At 64.3% G+C, this 14653-nt stretch carries 16 protein-coding genes; 7 read left to right on the forward strand and 9 right to left on the reverse strand.

The features are described from left to right. The first annotated feature begins 30 nt into the window (after window positions 1–30). Genes cybH through CWS72_RS17235 form a run of 4 tightly spaced genes read left to right on the forward strand, consistent with a single transcriptional unit; the run spans window position 31 to window position 2455 of the window. Complete coding sequence (cybH, locus tag CWS72_RS17220) at window positions 31–756, forward strand: Ni/Fe-hydrogenase, b-type cytochrome subunit (protein WP_101251860.1); 726 nt, start codon at window positions 31–33, stop codon at window positions 754–756. After that, window positions 753–1358: a HyaD/HybD family hydrogenase maturation endopeptidase gene (locus tag CWS72_RS17225; RefSeq protein WP_101251861.1), complete on the forward strand. Its 606-nt coding sequence runs from the start codon at window positions 753–755 to the stop codon at window positions 1356–1358. The genes cybH and CWS72_RS17225 overlap by 4 nt, the downstream gene beginning before the upstream one ends. A gap of 4 nt (window positions 1359–1362) precedes the next feature. After that, complete coding sequence (gene hypC, locus CWS72_RS17230; RefSeq protein ID WP_101251862.1) at window positions 1363–1662, forward strand: HypC/HybG/HupF family hydrogenase formation chaperone; 300 nt, start codon at window positions 1363–1365, stop codon at window positions 1660–1662. Window positions 1663–1666: 4 nt separating this feature from the next. Then, on the forward strand, window positions 1667–2455 hold the full coding sequence (locus tag CWS72_RS17235) for a hydrogenase expression/formation protein (RefSeq protein ID WP_101251863.1): 789 nt from the start codon (window positions 1667–1669) through the stop codon (window positions 2453–2455). A 76-nt stretch (window positions 2456–2531) separates the two neighbouring features. Here the strand turns inward: CWS72_RS17235 and CWS72_RS17240 are convergent, their stop codons facing one another. Beyond that, window positions 2532–2741 (reverse strand): ribbon-helix-helix protein, CopG family, encoded by a 210-nt coding sequence (locus CWS72_RS17240; protein ID WP_101251864.1) that lies wholly within the window; start codon window positions 2739–2741, stop codon window positions 2532–2534. Window positions 2742–2910: 169 nt separating this feature from the next. Between CWS72_RS17240 and CWS72_RS17245 the strand changes: the two genes are divergently transcribed. Next, the gene (locus CWS72_RS17245) at window positions 2911–5004 is read left to right on the forward strand and encodes a transglycosylase domain-containing protein (protein WP_241911778.1); all 2094 of its coding nucleotides are present in this window, start codon (window positions 2911–2913) and stop codon (window positions 5002–5004) included. An 83-nt stretch (window positions 5005–5087) separates the two neighbouring features. Here the strand turns inward: CWS72_RS17245 and CWS72_RS17250 are convergent, their stop codons facing one another. Continuing rightward, on the reverse strand, window positions 5088–6122 hold the full coding sequence (locus tag CWS72_RS17250) for a zinc-binding alcohol dehydrogenase family protein (RefSeq protein ID WP_101251865.1): 1035 nt from the start codon (window positions 6120–6122) through the stop codon (window positions 5088–5090). A 102-nt stretch (window positions 6123–6224) separates the two neighbouring features. On the opposite strand from CWS72_RS17250, the gene CWS72_RS17255 reads away from it, so the two are divergent. Continuing rightward, window positions 6225–6590, forward strand: coding sequence for a winged helix-turn-helix transcriptional regulator (locus CWS72_RS17255; protein WP_199175749.1), 366 nt, complete (start codon window positions 6225–6227; stop codon window positions 6588–6590). Between the two features lie 116 nt (window positions 6591–6706). On the opposite strand, the gene CWS72_RS17260 is transcribed toward CWS72_RS17255, so the two are convergent. From CWS72_RS17260 to cobA, 7 genes are all read right to left on the reverse strand, one after another. After that, window positions 6707–7936, reverse strand: a complete 1230-nt coding sequence (locus tag CWS72_RS17260; RefSeq protein WP_101251866.1) for a multidrug effflux MFS transporter — start codon at window positions 7934–7936, stop codon at window positions 6707–6709. Further along, window positions 7933–8625: a M48 family metallopeptidase gene (locus CWS72_RS17265; RefSeq protein ID WP_241911779.1), complete on the reverse strand. Its 693-nt coding sequence runs from the start codon at window positions 8623–8625 to the stop codon at window positions 7933–7935. Before CWS72_RS17265 ends, CWS72_RS17260 begins: the two co-directional genes overlap by 4 nt. Next, the gene (locus tag CWS72_RS17270) at window positions 8622–9080 is read right to left on the reverse strand and encodes a YcgN family cysteine cluster protein (protein WP_101251867.1); all 459 of its coding nucleotides are present in this window, start codon (window positions 9078–9080) and stop codon (window positions 8622–8624) included. The genes CWS72_RS17265 and CWS72_RS17270 overlap by 4 nt, the downstream gene beginning before the upstream one ends. A 70-nt stretch (window positions 9081–9150) precedes the next feature. Next, entirely contained in the window at window positions 9151–10488 is a 1338-nt protein-coding gene (locus tag CWS72_RS17275) for a cobyrinic acid a,c-diamide synthase CobB (RefSeq protein ID WP_101251868.1), read from the reverse strand. Then, entirely contained in the window at window positions 10485–11096 is a 612-nt protein-coding gene (locus tag CWS72_RS17280; RefSeq protein ID WP_101251888.1) for an SCO family protein, read from the reverse strand. The genes CWS72_RS17275 and CWS72_RS17280 overlap by 4 nt, the downstream gene beginning before the upstream one ends. 7 nt (window positions 11097–11103) lie before the next feature. Beyond that, on the reverse strand, window positions 11104–11874 hold the full coding sequence (locus tag CWS72_RS17285; RefSeq protein ID WP_101251869.1) for a sulfite exporter TauE/SafE family protein: 771 nt from the start codon (window positions 11872–11874) through the stop codon (window positions 11104–11106). A 52-nt stretch (window positions 11875–11926) separates the two neighbouring features. Next, entirely contained in the window at window positions 11927–12712 is a 786-nt protein-coding gene (gene cobA / locus CWS72_RS17290) for a uroporphyrinogen-III C-methyltransferase (protein ID WP_101251870.1), read from the reverse strand. A gap of 483 nt (window positions 12713–13195) precedes the next feature. On the opposite strand from cobA, the gene CWS72_RS17295 reads away from it, so the two are divergent. Then, the gene (locus CWS72_RS17295) at window positions 13196–14470 is read left to right on the forward strand and encodes an MFS transporter (protein WP_101251889.1); all 1275 of its coding nucleotides are present in this window, start codon (window positions 13196–13198) and stop codon (window positions 14468–14470) included. The last annotated feature ends 183 nt before the right edge of the window (window positions 14471–14653 follow it).

The following is a 14653-nucleotide window of genomic DNA, read 5'->3' on the forward strand; positions in this document are numbered from 1 at the left end:
AGGGTTTCCGGATAAGGAAGGGGGGTGGTCATGACGCTCAATTACACCAGCGACGAGTCGGCGCGGGAGTTGCGGTCCCGCGCCATCGCCCGCGCCTCCATCTATGTTTTCGAGGCGCCGGTGCGCCTGTGGCACTGGGTCAATGCCCTGGCCATCGTCGTGCTGATGGGCAGCGGCTATCTGATCGGCAGTCCCTTGCCATCCATGCCGGGCGAGGCCTCGGCCATCTTCACCACCGGCATCATCCGCTTCGTTCATTTCTCGGCCGGTTACATCCTGACCGTCGCTTTGCTGGGGCGGCTCTATTGGGCGGTAGTCGGCAACGTCCATTCCCGCCAGCTTTTCCGCCTGCCGCTCACCAGCCTGCGCTGGTGGAGCGAGGTGCTCTTCGAACTGAAATGGTATCTGTTCCTGGAACGTGTTCCGAAGAAATATGTCGGGCACAATCCGTTGGCCCATTTGATGATGGTCAGTATGTTCCTGACCACGCTGGTCTTCATGATCGGTACGGGCTTCGCCCTCTACTCCGAAGGGGCCGGCTACGACAGTTGGCAACATCTGCTGTTCGGCTGGATCGTCACCCTGGCCGGCAATAGCGAGCGGTTGCATCTTCTGCATCATCTCGGGCTGTGGATGATGGGCATCTTCGTTTTCCTGCATGTCTACGCGGCGATCCGCGAGGACATCATGTCGCGGCAGAATCTGATCAGCACCATCATCAACGGCGAGCGGGCCTTCAAGGACGACGAGCCGTGAGGACGGGAGCCGACGATTTCGGCGAACCGACGGCCCATACCCTGATCCTCGGAATCGGCAATATCCTATGGGCCGACGAGGGGTTCGGCGTGCGGGTGGTCGAGGAGATTCATCGCCGCTTCAGCCTGCCCGCCGGCGTGTCGGTGATGGATGGCGGCACCCAGGGGCTTTACCTCGTTCAATATGTGAAGGCCGTCCGCCGTCTTCTGGTGTTCGACGCCATCGACTACGGGGCTGAGCCCGGAACCTTGCGCGTGGTGCGCGACGGGGAGGTGCCGACTTTCATGGGCTGTCGCAAGCTCAGTCTGCATCAGACCGGCTTCCAGGACGTCCTGGCCGCCGCCAGCCTTCTGGGCGGCGGTCCGGAAAGCGCGGCCCTGGTCGGCGTTCAGGCCGAGCGTCTGGACGATTGGGGCGGCAGTCTGACCGAAACGGTGCGCGGACGAATCGAGCCGGCCATCGGTCTCGGATTAGAGATTCTGCGGGAGTGGGGCGTCGAGGCGATTCCGCGTCAGGCGGCGGACGGTGAGGGTCTGCTGCTGGGCCACGACATCGATCTCGCCGGGTACGAACGGCGGCCGATTCTGGCGGAGAGGAGATAGACCGATGTGCATCGGCATTCCCATGCAGGTTGAGGTTCCGGGCGATATGCAGGCGCTGTGTCGTCCCCGTGGAGGACAGGCGGTGGAAATCGACATGCGTCTGCTCGATCCGGTTCCGGCCGGCGGCTGGGTGCTGACCCATCGCGGCCTGGCCCGCGAGGCGCTCGACGCCGAGGACGCCCGCCTGATCGCCGATGCTCTCGACGCGGCGCTTCTGGCCGCCGAGGGGGATAATGTCGATCATCTGTTCGCCGATCTGCTCGGCCGAGAACCCGAACTTCCCGCCCATTTGAGAAAGGCTTGAAGCGATGACCGGACCAAGCGTGACCGATGCCCTGATCGCCCTGGCCACGCCCCAGCGGCCCATGCCTTTATTGCTCGATGACGCCGAGGCGGCCCGCCACCAGGACGTCCGCGCCGTGCTGGCCGATGTGGTCCAGGCCCTTTGCGACATCGGCCGGGGCAAAATCCCCGGGCGCTGGATCGATATCGCCTCTCTCGAAGGCGGCTCGCGGGCCTTGCTGTCCAGCATGCTGAGCGTCGGTGAAATCTCGGCCACCCTTGCCGCCACCCCGCCCACGCGCATCCAGGAAACATCGCTTTACGGGGTCTGGATGGTCGATGGCGAACGGCAGGGGCTCGAGGTGGCCGATTTTCCCGCCATCGCCCGCGACGCGGCGCGGCGCGGCAGCGCACGGCTGGACATGCCGGCGGTGGAGGACTTGCCCGAAGGCACGATGAATATCCTGCCCGTCCTTGCCGAGATCGCCCACCACATGGCGGCGGAGGCGGGCGAGCACGAGATCAACCTGAGCTTGATGCCGATGAGCCCGGCCGATCATCGGGTGTTGGAGGAGACGCTGGGGATCGGGGCATTGGAAATCTGGTCGCGGGGCTACGGCAGTTGCCGCATCCGTGCCGCGGCGCTCCGAAATGTCTGGCGGATCCAGTATTTCAATTCCGACGGCAAGGAAATCCTCGACGTCGTCCAAATCGGCGATGTTCCGGTGGCGGCGCGGGCGACACCGGAAGACATGGACGACCAGATCGGCCGCGTGCGCGATCTGATGGCCGCCTATTTTCCGGAAGAACCCTGAGCAATCCGCCTTTCGCTCACTGGCGATGGCCTAGCACGCGGATGCGTGCGCTAAGGCCAGGGACTTGAAAAACAAGCTAGTCGTTGACGGCGCGGAGAACGGGCCTCTCCTCGTCGCCTTTTTCCAATTCGGCGACGGTGCGCATATAATCGTCCCAGTTCTCGATGAATTCGGTCAGCGCCGTTTGCGCGCACTCTTCCAGCGTCCGGCCCAACTGGGCCGAGATGTCTTCCAGACGCTCTCGCATGGCGGGCGTCAGGGCCAGCAGCAAGTCCGGAGTGCTCATGGACGAGGTACCCTTTGATCGAAAATTGAGCAAAGTTGACGCATTCTAGCCTTAAATTCCATGTATGGCTATGTGCCAGAATGGATTCGTTTGTGATATAAGCCCGCTCATGCCTTCTCGAAAGCCAAGTAACACGGATTCTGATCTTTGGGTGGCGCCCGAAGATCGCATGCGGATCTCGTCCGAATCGCCATCGCGCAGGTCCAAGCCGGTCGGCGAGATGGCGTCGTCTTTTTTTGGACGTGGCCCGCGATCGATGAAGGAAAGCCGGTCTGAGCCGCCCCCGCCGCCCGACCGCGGCGGCACGTCGAAGCCGCCGCCGCCCCGGCCGCCGAGAAACGGCCGTGGTCCGCGTCCGCCCGGTAGTGGCGGTGGTCGCCGCCTGCTCGGCATGCTGATCAATTTCTCCTTGACCGTCGCCATATGGGTCGCCATCGGCCTGGGTGGGGTCATCGCCTATTACGCCTACGATCTGCCCGATCTGGAGAACCTGACCGCCACGGCCCGGCGGCCCAGTATCACGCTGCTGTCGGCCGATGGTGAAACCATCGCCGCCTATGGCGACGTCTATGGCGAGCCGGTCAATCTCCAGGATCTGCCGGCCAGCCTGCCGCAGGCGGTGATGGCGACCGAGGACCGTCATTTTTATAGCCATTTCGGCCTCGATCTGATCGGCCTGGCGCGCGCCATGGTGGTCAATCTGCGGGCCGGCCATGTGGTGCAGGGCGGATCGACCATCACCCAGCAGTTGGCCAAGAACCTGTTCCTGACGCCCGAACGCAGCCTGAAGCGGAAAGTGCAGGAACTGCTGATGGCATTGTGGCTGGAACATAAATTCAGCAAGGACCAGATCCTGACGCTGTATCTGAACCGCGTTTATCTGGGCAACGGCACCTGGGGGGTCGACGCCGCGGCGCGGCGCTATTTCGACGTGCCGGCCACCAGGCTCAACCTCTATCAGTCGGCCTTGCTGGCCGGCCTTCTCAAGGCGCCGTCCCGTTACAATCCGCAGAACGACCGCGAGCAGTCGGTGAAACGGACCACCCAGGTCCTGGCCAATATGGTGGCTTTCGGCGTGATCTCGCCGGAACAGGCCTCCGAGGCCTTGAAAAACGAACAATCCTCCGTCAGGCAGGTTTCCCACACCGGACGCTATTTCGCGGACTGGATCCATGACCTGGTCGACCAATATGCTCGCGACGACCGCGACATCGTTGTCCGTACCACTCTCGACATGGGGCTGCAGCGCAGGGTCGAGGCCGAACTGGAGGCCCTCCTCGCCAAATCGGGGAGCAAAGCCGGGGTAAGCCAGGCAGCCATGGTGGTGATGACCCCCGATGGCGCCATCCGTGCCCTGACCGGCGGCCGCGACTATGCCACCAGCCAGTTCAATCGCGCCGTCCAGGGCTTTCGCCAGCCCGGATCGTCCTTCAAGGCGATGCTTTATCTGGCCGCCGTCGAGGCCGGCTGGGACGAGAACGACATGATCGAGGATTCCCCGATCACCACCGGCAAATACCAGCCGGAGAACATTGTGGAATCACACCGCTACGAGGGGTCCATCACGCTTCGCCACGCGCTGGCCAAATCGAGCAACGTGGCGGCAGTCCGCCTGATCGAACGCATCGGCCCGAAGCGGGTGGTCGCCGTGGCCAAAAGGCTGGGAATCACCTCGCAGCTCCATTCCGACGCCTCGCTGGCGCTGGGCACCGGCGAGGTCAATCTGGTCGAACTGACCTCCGCCTACGCCACCTTCGCCAACGCGGGCAACGGCGTCTTCCCCTTCGGCTTCACCGAGGTCCGCGACAATCGGGGCAACGTCATCTACCACCGTGAAGGCGCCGGTACCGGCCAGATCATCTCGCCGCATGCGTTGCGCGAGATGGACGACATGCTGTCCGCCGTGGTCACCGAGGGCACCGGCAAGGCGGCGGCGATCGACCGCCCGATCGCCGGCAAGACGGGGACGTCCCAGGATTACCGCGACGCCTGGTTCATCGGATTCTCTGCCGATTATGTCGGTGGCGTTTGGTTCGGCAACGACGACGGCACCTCCATGCACCGGACCACTGGCGGCAGTCTGCCCGCCCAGCTTTGGCACAATGTCATGCTGGCCGCCCACAAGGGCCTGCCGGCGCGTCCGTTGCCGGGCCAGGGCGGCGAGGAGGCGCCTTCCGCCGAGAACGAGTCCGGCCGGCCCTCGCAACCGGCGGAGACGCTGGACAACATCTGGAACGGCCTGGTCAAGATGCTGGGCGGCTGAGGCCCTGTTGGAATCGCGCCCGAGCGGCGTTTGAGCCCCGCCGGAGCGGCTGGTGTTGTGGTGATCGGCGAAGATCCATCGCGCTAACGTCCGATCGTATCGGACGATATTCCCGGCAACACGATTTTGCCCAGCACTCGCCCGCCTTCGACGAGGGCGTGGGCCTCCCTCAGGCTAGCGGCATCGAGTGGTCGCAACTCCTTGCTGACGGTCGTGCGCAGCTGGCCGGCGTCGATCAATGACGCCACTTCATTGAGGATTTTATGCTGGGCGATCATGTCCGGCGTGGCAAACAACGGCCGCGTAAAGACCATCTCCCAATGCAGAGATACACTTTTCGCCTTCAATGGCGTGGCGTCGAGTGTGTCATGATCGGTGATCACGCCCACCTTGCCCTGTGGGGCGATGATCGCGGAAATTGCGTCCCAATGGCGGGCAGTTTGGTTCAGCGCGGCTATGTATGTGATCGGCGGCGCGTTCATCGCTGCAAGCTCTTCCGTCATCGACTTCGAATGATCGATGACATGATGGGCGCCAAGCTTCAGACACCAGTCGCGGCTTACCTCACGCGAAGCCGTTGCAATCACCTCAAGTCCAGTCAGACGACGGGCAAGCTGAATCAGCATGGAGCCGACACCTCCAGCGCCTCCGATAATCAGCAAGGCGCCCGCATTGCATAGCTTGCCGGGGATGACGCCCAACCGGTCGAACAGCAGTTCCCATGCGGTCAGCGAGGCGAGGGGAAGTGCCGCCGCCTGTGTGAAGGTCAAACTCGCTGGCTTGAAGCCGGCAATACGCTCGTCGACCACATGCAACTCCGCATTCCCACCGGAGCGACCGAAGCTCCCGGCGTAATAGACATCGTCACCAGGCCGAAACAGTGTTACCGCGGAACCCACGTCCTGGACGGTACCGGCGACATCCCAGCCCAGAATGTCGACGTCATTGCCCACCGTTACGCTGCCATTGCGAACCTTGGTATCGAGTGGATTTACCGACACGGCGCGTACCGAGACGAGAAGGTCGTGAGCCGTGGGAACGGGAGGGTCCCGCTCCAATTCGATGAAGCAATCCGGAGCGGACAATGGCGAGGCCGGACGATAACCAATGGCTTTCATGGTGATTTCCGTGACAGAGACAGTGTCTGTCCAAGATCGTCACCACACCTGCTTCCGTAAACACGGCTATTTGGCGTATTAAGTTCCCGAAAGGGAACCGTAATGATGAAGGTCAAGCACTACGTCGACGTTCCTGGCTGTCCGGTGGAAGTGACGCTCGACCTTATTGACGGCCGCTGGAAGGGGGTTGTGCTCTTCCATCTGCTCGATGCCGGCTGCCTTCGCTTCAACGCGTTGCACAGGCGTCTGCCTGGCATCACGCAGCGCCTTCTGACGAAGCAGTTGCGCGAACTCGAAGAAGCCGGGCTGGTCAGTCGAACGGTCTATGCGGAAGTGCCCCCGCGTGTGGAGTACCGTGTGACTGAAGAAGGCGAAAGCCTCAGGTCGATCTTCGATGCGCTGGCGCGGTGGGGAGAAATGAGGCTTGCCCGTCATCGGGCCGCCAAGCCAAAACCGGCGGGTTGTTAGACCGGGACGGTGTTGAGCTATGAGGGAAGTGGTTGCGGGGGCCTGCAACCAGCTTGATTTGCCGATCTACGCGACATGCGGTTGAGCGGCTCTGCTTTATTGAGATGGAGGCGGAGTTATCCGATGCTTTCCGGACGTTTGCCGCCCTTGCGATCGGACAGCAGGGCGAAGCTGGCCGCTCCGATGAACAGCATCAGGGCGATGGTCAGCGCCATCGGCAGGGTTGTGCCGTCGTGCAGCCGGCCGACCATCCAGCCGGCGCCGGCCGCCACCGCCATCTGAATGAAGCCGAGCAGGGCCGACGCGCTGCCGGCGATGCGTCCGTGCGGGGCGATCGCCGCCGCCGTGGCGTTGGGCAGGACCAGGCCGGCGGCCAGGAAGACGCCCGTCATCGGCGCCAGGATCGCGGCGATGGTTTGAATATGGGCCAGGGCCAACCCCCCCAATATCGTTCCGGACAGCACGCCGATCACGACGCCGGCGCCGATCATGCGCGCCATGCCGAAACGATGTCCCAGGCGGGCGGTGATCACATTGCCGGAGAGCAACCCGATGATGACCAGGGCGAAGCAGAAGCCGAAATGCTCCGGCCGCACGCCCAGGACGTCGATCAGGACGAAGGAGCCGATGGAGACGAAGCAGAACATGCCGGCAAAGACGAAGCTGACGGTCAGGGTATAGCCGAGAAAGGAGCGTCGTCCCATCAGCAGCGCGTAGGTGCCCAGCATGCGCGAGAGCTTCAGGGCGTGACGGTCGGGATGCAGGTTGGTTTCGGCCAGCCATCTCCAGACGCCGAGGAACAGGACGACGCCGAAGACCGCCATGACGACGAAATTGGCGCGCCAATCGAAAAGCGTGTGCAGCCAGCCGCCGAAAATGGGCGCCACGGCGGGGGCTATGGTGAAGACCGACGCCATCATGGCCAGCGTTCGCGCCGCCTGGTCCCTCGGATAGGCGTCGCGCACGATGGCCCGGCTCAAGACCGGCCCGGCGCAGGCGCCGAAGGATTGAACCAGGCGGGCCAGGATCAGGGTTTCGATGGAACGGGCCGCCAGACTGGCCAGGCTGGCGATCAGATAAAGGATGATCCCGGTCAACAGGACGGGCCGTCGTCCGTAGCGGTCGGACAGGGGGCCCAGGATCAGTTGCGACAGGGCGAAGCCGCCGATGAAGATGCTCATGGTCAATTGGACATGGGAGACGTCGGTGGCGAAGACGCGCGTCATGTCGGGCAGCGACGGCAGAAAGATATCGATCGAGACGGGACCCACCATGACCATGGCGATCAGCAAGGCGAGCGGCGGACGGGGTGGGGGAGACGTCGTGGGAGAGACGGGGCCTGTCATGACCGGCCGTAACGATGCAATTGCGTCCCGTTGCGCTTCAGCCAGGCCCGCGCTCCCCCGGCGTCGGGAATCAGCTCGTCGACGACACGCCAGAAAGCGGGGGAATGGTTCATTTGCGCCAGATGAGCCACCTCATGGGCGACCACATAGGCGAGCACATGGGCCGGCGCCAGCACGAGCCGCCAGGAAAAAGCCAGATCGCCCCGGGCGCTGCAGCTTCCCCAGCGGGAGCGGGTGTCCTTGAGCCGCACGGATCCCGGCGATTTGCCGATCGAGGCGGCCATCGGCAGGGCGAGAGCGGTGATTTCCTTCCGGGCCTCGCGCTTCAGCCAGTCGGTGAGGCGGCGCTCGAAATGCTCGGGGCGGCCGGCCACGTGGATTTCACGATCCGCCAGCCAGACGCCCTGCCGGCCGAGGGGATCGTGGCGCAACCGGTGCGGAACGCCCAGCAGCGGCAGGATGGCCCCATCCTTGAAGGGCATGCCGTCGGGTAGCGCGTCCAGCCGCTCGGTCAGCCAGTCCGCCTTGCTCATGGCGAAATCCAGGCCACGAGCGGCGGCCATATGCGACGGCAGGGTGAGGATGATCGAGCCGTCCTGCTCGTTGATGCGCAGCGACATGCGGCCGGCATTGGCGTTCCTGCGGATTTTTACCGGCACCTTGCGGCCGTCGAGGATCAGTTCGGTCACGCCGGCCAGGTCACGATGTGATGATCGAGGATATCGGCTTTCTTCTCCGGGATCGCGCGCCCACGGACCGATTGCCCGGCCGCATGCACGCTTTCCGGATCGCCGGAAACCAGCGGATGCCACCAGGCCAGCGGCAGGCCGTTGGCCAGCAGCCGGTAGGCGCAGGTCGACGGCAGCCAGTTCAACTCCAGCACCTTGTCGGCCCTGAGCGCCACGCAGTCGGGAACATGGCGCTGGCGCTCGGGGTAGTTCGAACAGTGGCAGCTTCCCAGGTCGAGCAGGCGGCAGGCCACGTTGGTGTAATGGACCTCGCCGGTGTCGTCGTATTGCAGCTTATGCAGACAGCATTTACCGCAGCCGTCGCACAGGGATTCCCATTCCGCCTTGTTCATTTCGGCGAGAGATTTGACCTGCCAGAACGGTTCCTTGGAGTTTTCGGTGGGCGGTGATGACATAAAACCTGGATCTCCCGGGCGCCTCGGCGCCCCATTTCAAAATGGTGACGGATTTTGGATTGTCGACCCGTCAATCTCCATCGCGATCGATCAGATGCAGAAACGATCCGAACACCGTGCCCGAAATCTGCCCCGCGCTCTCCAGGGACCGCCCCTGGGCATCGGCCGCATGGAACAAAGGCTGCGCCGAGGATTGCCGGACGATGGTGGCATAATGGAATTCGTGCCCGCGAAAGGCGGCTCCGGCCGGCCCCAGCGCGGTCGGTCCGGCCAGGCGGCATTGCCGGTAACCGAGATGGAGCCGCCGCCTGGCGAAACTGGTGGACACCGGCAGCAGGCCGGCCATGACGTGGGGCCGGCCATCCCGATCCTCCAGGATTTCCCCCAGCGTCATATAGCCGCCGCATTCGCCGTAGACGCACCCGCCCAGGCCGGCCAGCCGGCGCAAGCCCGACAGGAAACGCGAAGCCGCCGCCAGCCGCGCCGCGTGCAATTCCGGATAGCCGCCGGGAAGATAGACGGCGTCGGCGTCTTCCGGCGGCGCCTCGTCGGCCAGCGGCGAAAAGAACGAGACCTCGGCCCCAGCCTTTCGCCAGCCTTCGAGAACGGCCGGATAGGCGAAGGCGAAGGCCTCGTCCCTGGCCACGGCGATCCGCTGGCCGAGCGGCGGTACGGGCCAGGCGGACGAGGTGGCGTCGCCGGAGAGCGGTGAACTGAGAGCCAGCCCGATCAGGCCGTCGACATCGACATGCTCCTCGATCAATCCGGCCACGGCATCGAGTCTGGCCTCCAGGTCCTCGGTCTCGCCGGCCTGGACCAGCCCCAGATGCCGTTCCGGCAAGGCGAAAAGAGGCGTTCGCGGCAACCAGCCGAGCAAGGGAAGGTCGGGACAGGTGGCATGGCAGGCCCGCGCCACCATCGCCCGATGGGCGTCGCCGGCCACCTGGTTGAATACCACGCCGGCGATATGGACGTCGGGGCGGTGGCGGCGGAATCCTTCGACGACGGCGGCCGCCGAGGCGGCCTGCCGCCGCAGGTCGAGCAGCAGGATGACCGGCCAGCCGGTCCGGGCCGCCAAGTCCGCCGTCGATCCGTCGGAGACCCCGGTTTCGACGTTGGCGCCGTCGAACAGGCCCATGACTCCTTCGCAGACGACCAGCTCGGCGGTCCGTCCCATGTCTTGGACCTGCCGGGCGAGAAAAGCCGGGCGCATCGCCCAGCCATCCAGATTAAGGCAGGGTCGGCCGCTGGCTGCGGCATGGAAGGCGGGATCGATATAGTCCGGGCCGACCTTGGCCGAGGCGATGCGCAAGGCCCGGCGTTTCAACGCGCGCAGCAGGGCCAGGGTGAAGACGGTCTTGCCGCTGCCCGATGCGGCGGCGGCGATGATCAGTCCGGGCGCGGTCATCCCGCCAACAGCTTCTTCACGCCGGCGGCGATGTCCTTCGGCGCGGCCTCGCCGGTGAAATGGGTGGCGTATTTGCCGTTCTTTCCCATGACATAAAGGATCGAACTATGGTCGACCGAATAATTGGCGTCCTGGCTTTCCACCTTGCGGGCATAGACGCGGAATTCCTTGAGAACCGGCGTGATCTGGTCGGGGCTGCCGGTCAGGCCGACGAAAGCGGGGGAGAAGGCGTCGACATATTGGGCGATCTGGTCGACGGTATCGCGTTCCGGATCGACGGTGATGAACATCGGCACCACCTGGGCCTGCTCGGCCGGGGTCAGCATATCGTAGGCCTGAGCCATATTGCCGAGCGTCGTCGGGCAGACGTCCGGACAGAAGGTATAGCCGAAATAGATCAGCAGCAGCTTGCCCTGGAAATCCTTGTCCGTGACCGTGCGTCCGGTCTGGTCGATCAGGCTGAAGGGCCCGCCGATGGTCGGCCCCGCCGGCGCCTGTTCGAGAAAACGCGGCAGGAGGCCGATGGCCGCGACCACGGCCAAGGCGGCGATCCCGGCCAGAATGGCCGGCCACGGGCGGGAATGTCTGGAATGGTATTTATCGGTCATCCGACTCTCAAGCGACATGGCGCCAGGCAAGCCACGTCAGCATGCCGGCATTGATCATTAAAAGGAGCGGCGCGTAACGCAGGACCGGCGCCCGCCAACGGTTTCCGGCCAGATGTCCGAGCAGGCCGACGGCGAACAGGCTGGGCCAGGTGCCGGCGGCGAAGGCGAGCATGCCGGCCATGCCGGTCAGGACATTGCCGCTGGCCGCCGCCGCCGCCAGGGCGCCGTAGAGAAGGCCGCAAGGAATGAAGCCCAGCAGCAGGCCGAGGAGGAATCCCCGCCATCCCGTCGGCTGGCCGAACAAGGGGCCGGCCAGACGTTCGAGGATGCGGCTCCATCCCGCGGCTTCGCCGTTCGTTCCCGTCAGCAGCCGTTTGAGCGAGGGAATGGCGAGCCCCGCCATGAACAGGGCCGCGGCCAGCAGGAGCGCCGCCGACAGCCAATGCAGGCCGCCCACCGCCGTGGTCAGCGATCCGGTCACCGCCGCGCCCGCCCCGCCGAGGATCGCATAGGTGGCGGCCCGTCCCAGATGGTAGGGAAGGACGGCGGCGCCGCTCAAGCGATGCCACTCCCTCATCTGGCCGGCCGGAGTGCCTTCCAATCTGGCGGCGACCTGCGAAAGAACGAAGGGACCGCACATTCCGGCGCAGTGGCTGACGCCGCCGACCAGACCGGCCAGGGCCAGGCTGCCCAGCAGTCCGCCCTCGCCCTGCAACGCCACATGGCATTGATGCAGACCGGACTCCAACAGGGCAAGTAGAACAGCTTGGTCGGTCACCGCGCGATCTCCATGAAGACCGCGGCAGCATAGGACCGCCCGCTATCGGGGATCAAGAGAAGGTGATCTGCCAATTCAACTCCTGGCGGAGCCGAACCACTTCACCCACCACCACCAGGGCCGGCGGTTCGATGCCTTCCCGTTGAGCGAGCAGGGCGATGTCGTTCAGGGTGCCGACCACGACTCTCTGCTGCGGGGTCGAGGCGCGGGAGACCACGGCGGCGGGTTCGTCGGGCCGGCGGCCGGCGGCGACCAGCCGGCTGGCGATCCGGTCCAGATGTTTGAGCGCCATGTAGAACACCAGCACGGGCACCGCCTTGGCGAGATGCTCCCAGTCGACGCTGTCGGGAACATCGCCCGAGGCGTCGTGGCCCGTGACGAAGGCGATGGCCGAGTTGGTCTCGCGCGAGGTCGCCGGGATGCCCGCATAAGCCAGGCCGCCGATGCCCGAGGTGATGCCCGGCACCACGCGGAAGGGGACGGCGGCTTTGGAAAGGGTCAACGCTTCCTCGGCGCCGCGTCCGAAGACGAAGGGATCGCCGCCCTTGAGGCGCAGAACCCGGTTGCCCTCCCTGGCCAGGATGACTAGGCGGTTGGAGATATCGGGCTGCTTCGCCGAAGGCTTGCCCCCCCGCTTGCCGGCGAATTCCAGGATCGCCCCGGCGTTGGCCAATGCCATCACGCGAGGATCGACCAGCGCGTCATAGACGATGACGTCGGCATGGGTGAGCGCATGGAGCGCCAGCAGCGAGAGCAGACCGGGGTCTCCCGGTCCTGCCCCGACCAGCCAGACATGTCCGGGAAGGAAATCGGGAAGGGAGAAAGGTAAGCGATCCATGACGGAAAGATATTACCGATTTTACAAGCTTCGGCCAGAGGGCAATGCGGAAAATCTCCCGTGCGCCGTCGCTTCGGTGGGGCACGCCGCCGTCACGGCGACGAGACCCGAGGCAATCTGCCTTCCGCAATGGCACTCCATCCGATGCCCGCGCTCCGGCTCAAACGTTGCTAGACACATTCGAAAAAAGATGGAATGGTCAGGCGGTAAGGCCAGTTGTCCGGTAAATGTTTCGAGAGAAGGGCCATTTCCGCCCCTCTCCAAAAAGGCGCTTAACCCCGCATTGTCTGGGCATGGCGGCCTTGAGCTGAAGCGACCTCCCGCGACAACAAACAAGGCACGATCAGGGAAATAGAAACGTCACTCGAAAGCGCGAGGGAACCCCTTCGCGCCAACGGTGGCGTTTTTTTGCGACGCGTCTCGATGTTTTTGGATCGGTCCCGGGGCGAAATGCCGCGAAGGACGGGGTTGGGAGTTTATCAGTTGAGCAAGATCAAAGGCTTGAGATGGCGCATGTTGGTGCTCATGCTGCTCGGCACGGTGATCATCTATATCGATCGCAATGTGCTGGGCGTGTTGGCCCCGCTTCTTGAAAAAGAGCTGCATTTCACCACCGAACAATATTCCTACATCGTCAGTTCGTTCCAGATCGTCTACAGCTTCATGCAGCCGGTGGCCGGCTACCTTACGGATCTGATCGGTCCGCGCATCGGTTATGGCGTGGCCGTTTGCGTCTGGGGCATCATCTGCGCCTTGCACGCTTTCGCCGGCGGTTGGGGATCGCTGGCGGTCTTCCGCGGTCTTCTGGGCCTGACCGAGGCCGTCGCCATTCCCACCGGCACGAAGACCTCCACCGTCTGGTTTCCGCCCAAGGAGCGGTCGATCGCCACCGGCTGGTTCAACTCCGGCTCGTCGATCGGCGCCGCCCTCGCCCCGCCCCTGGCCATCTGGATTTCCCTCACCTGGGGTTGGAAACCGGCGTTCGTGATCACCGGCCTGCTCGGCGTGGGACTGTCGATCGTCTGGTATGCCCTCTATCGGGATCCGGAAAATCATCCCCGCCTCGGCGAGGAGGAGTTCGCCCTCATCACCGGCGGGCGCGACCGGAACGTGAAGCCGCCCAAACCTTCGATCAAGGCGGTGCTGACCCAGCGCAAATTCCTCGGTATCGTTTTCGCCCGCTTTTTGACCGAACCGGCGTGGCAGACCTTCGCCTTCTGGATTCCGCTCTACATGGTCAATGTGCGGCACATGGATATCAAGCAGTTCGCCTTGTTCGCCTGGATGCCGTTCTTCTTTTCGGACCTGGGCTGCGTCGGCGGCGGCTATCTCGCGCCGTTCATTTACCGGCATTTCAAACTGAGCCTGATCAATTCCCGGCTGGCGTCCATCAGTATCGGCGCCGTCTGCATGATCGGCCCGGCCCTGATCGGTATGGTGGCGAGCCCGATCGTCGCCATCCTTTGTTTCTCTCTGGGCGGTTTCGCCCACCAGTTGCTTTCCAGCATGCTGTATGCGGTGGTCGGCGACGTCTTCGAGACGTCGGACGTGGCCACGGCGACCGGCATCGCGGGAATGTTCGGCTATTTGGGGGGCGCCTTGTTCACCCTGGTGGTCGGACAACTGGCGAGCACGATCGGCTACGAGCCGTTGTTCGCCATGCTGTTCGTCTTCGATATCCTGGCGTCGGTTCTCCTGTGGGTCTTCATCGGTGAACGGGGGGGGCGGCGGAAGTTGGATCCGCAGATCGCCGAGTAGCCCTGCCGCATCGTCCAAAGGATCAGGGTGAACGCGCGCGAGTTGCTCTTCCGAGAGAGATTCTCGCCGCGCTGGCGCGTTGAGCGGTGCGTCAGGAAAGCTGGCGCGATCCGGCCGGTGGAAGTCCGGCCCAGGTAAGGGGTAGCGCCCGCCTGGTAACGAGTGTTGCGGGGTCGTCGGTGA

It is taken from the genome of Telmatospirillum siberiense (assembly GCF_002845745.1).
Lineage (GTDB): Bacteria > Pseudomonadota > Alphaproteobacteria > Rhodospirillales > Magnetospirillaceae > Telmatospirillum > Telmatospirillum siberiense.

Bases quoted from the DNA above. Each gene is read 5' to 3' on its own strand.
- CWS72_RS17240 (WP_101251864.1), bottom strand. From the start codon at position 2,741: ATGAGCACTCCGGACTTGCTGCTGGCCCTGACGCCCGCCATGCGAGAG.
- CWS72_RS17235 (WP_101251863.1), top strand. From the start codon at position 1,667: ATGACCGGACCAAGCGTGACCGATGCCCTGATCGCCCTGGCCACGCCC.
- CWS72_RS17280 (WP_101251888.1), bottom strand. From the start codon at position 11,096: ATGACCGATAAATACCATTCCAGACATTCCCGCCCGTGGCCGGCCATT.
- CWS72_RS17255 (WP_199175749.1), top strand. From the start codon at position 6,225: ATGATGAAGGTCAAGCACTACGTCGACGTTCCTGGCTGTCCGGTGGAA.
- CWS72_RS17245 (WP_241911778.1), top strand. From the start codon at position 2,911: ATGCGGATCTCGTCCGAATCGCCATCGCGCAGGTCCAAGCCGGTCGGC.
- CWS72_RS17250 (WP_101251865.1), bottom strand. From the start codon at position 6,122: ATGAAAGCCATTGGTTATCGTCCGGCCTCGCCATTGTCCGCTCCGGAT.
- CWS72_RS17270 (WP_101251867.1), bottom strand. From the start codon at position 9,080: ATGTCATCACCGCCCACCGAAAACTCCAAGGAACCGTTCTGGCAGGTC.
- hypC (WP_101251862.1), top strand. From the start codon at position 1,363: ATGTGCATCGGCATTCCCATGCAGGTTGAGGTTCCGGGCGATATGCAG.
- CWS72_RS17260 (WP_101251866.1), bottom strand. From the start codon at position 7,936: ATGACAGGCCCCGTCTCTCCCACGACGTCTCCCCCACCCCGTCCGCCG.
- CWS72_RS17275 (WP_101251868.1), bottom strand. From the start codon at position 10,488: ATGACCGCGCCCGGACTGATCATCGCCGCCGCCGCATCGGGCAGCGGC.
- cobA (WP_101251870.1), bottom strand. From the start codon at position 12,712: ATGGATCGCTTACCTTTCTCCCTTCCCGATTTCCTTCCCGGACATGTC.
- cybH (WP_101251860.1), top strand. From the start codon at position 31: ATGACGCTCAATTACACCAGCGACGAGTCGGCGCGGGAGTTGCGGTCC.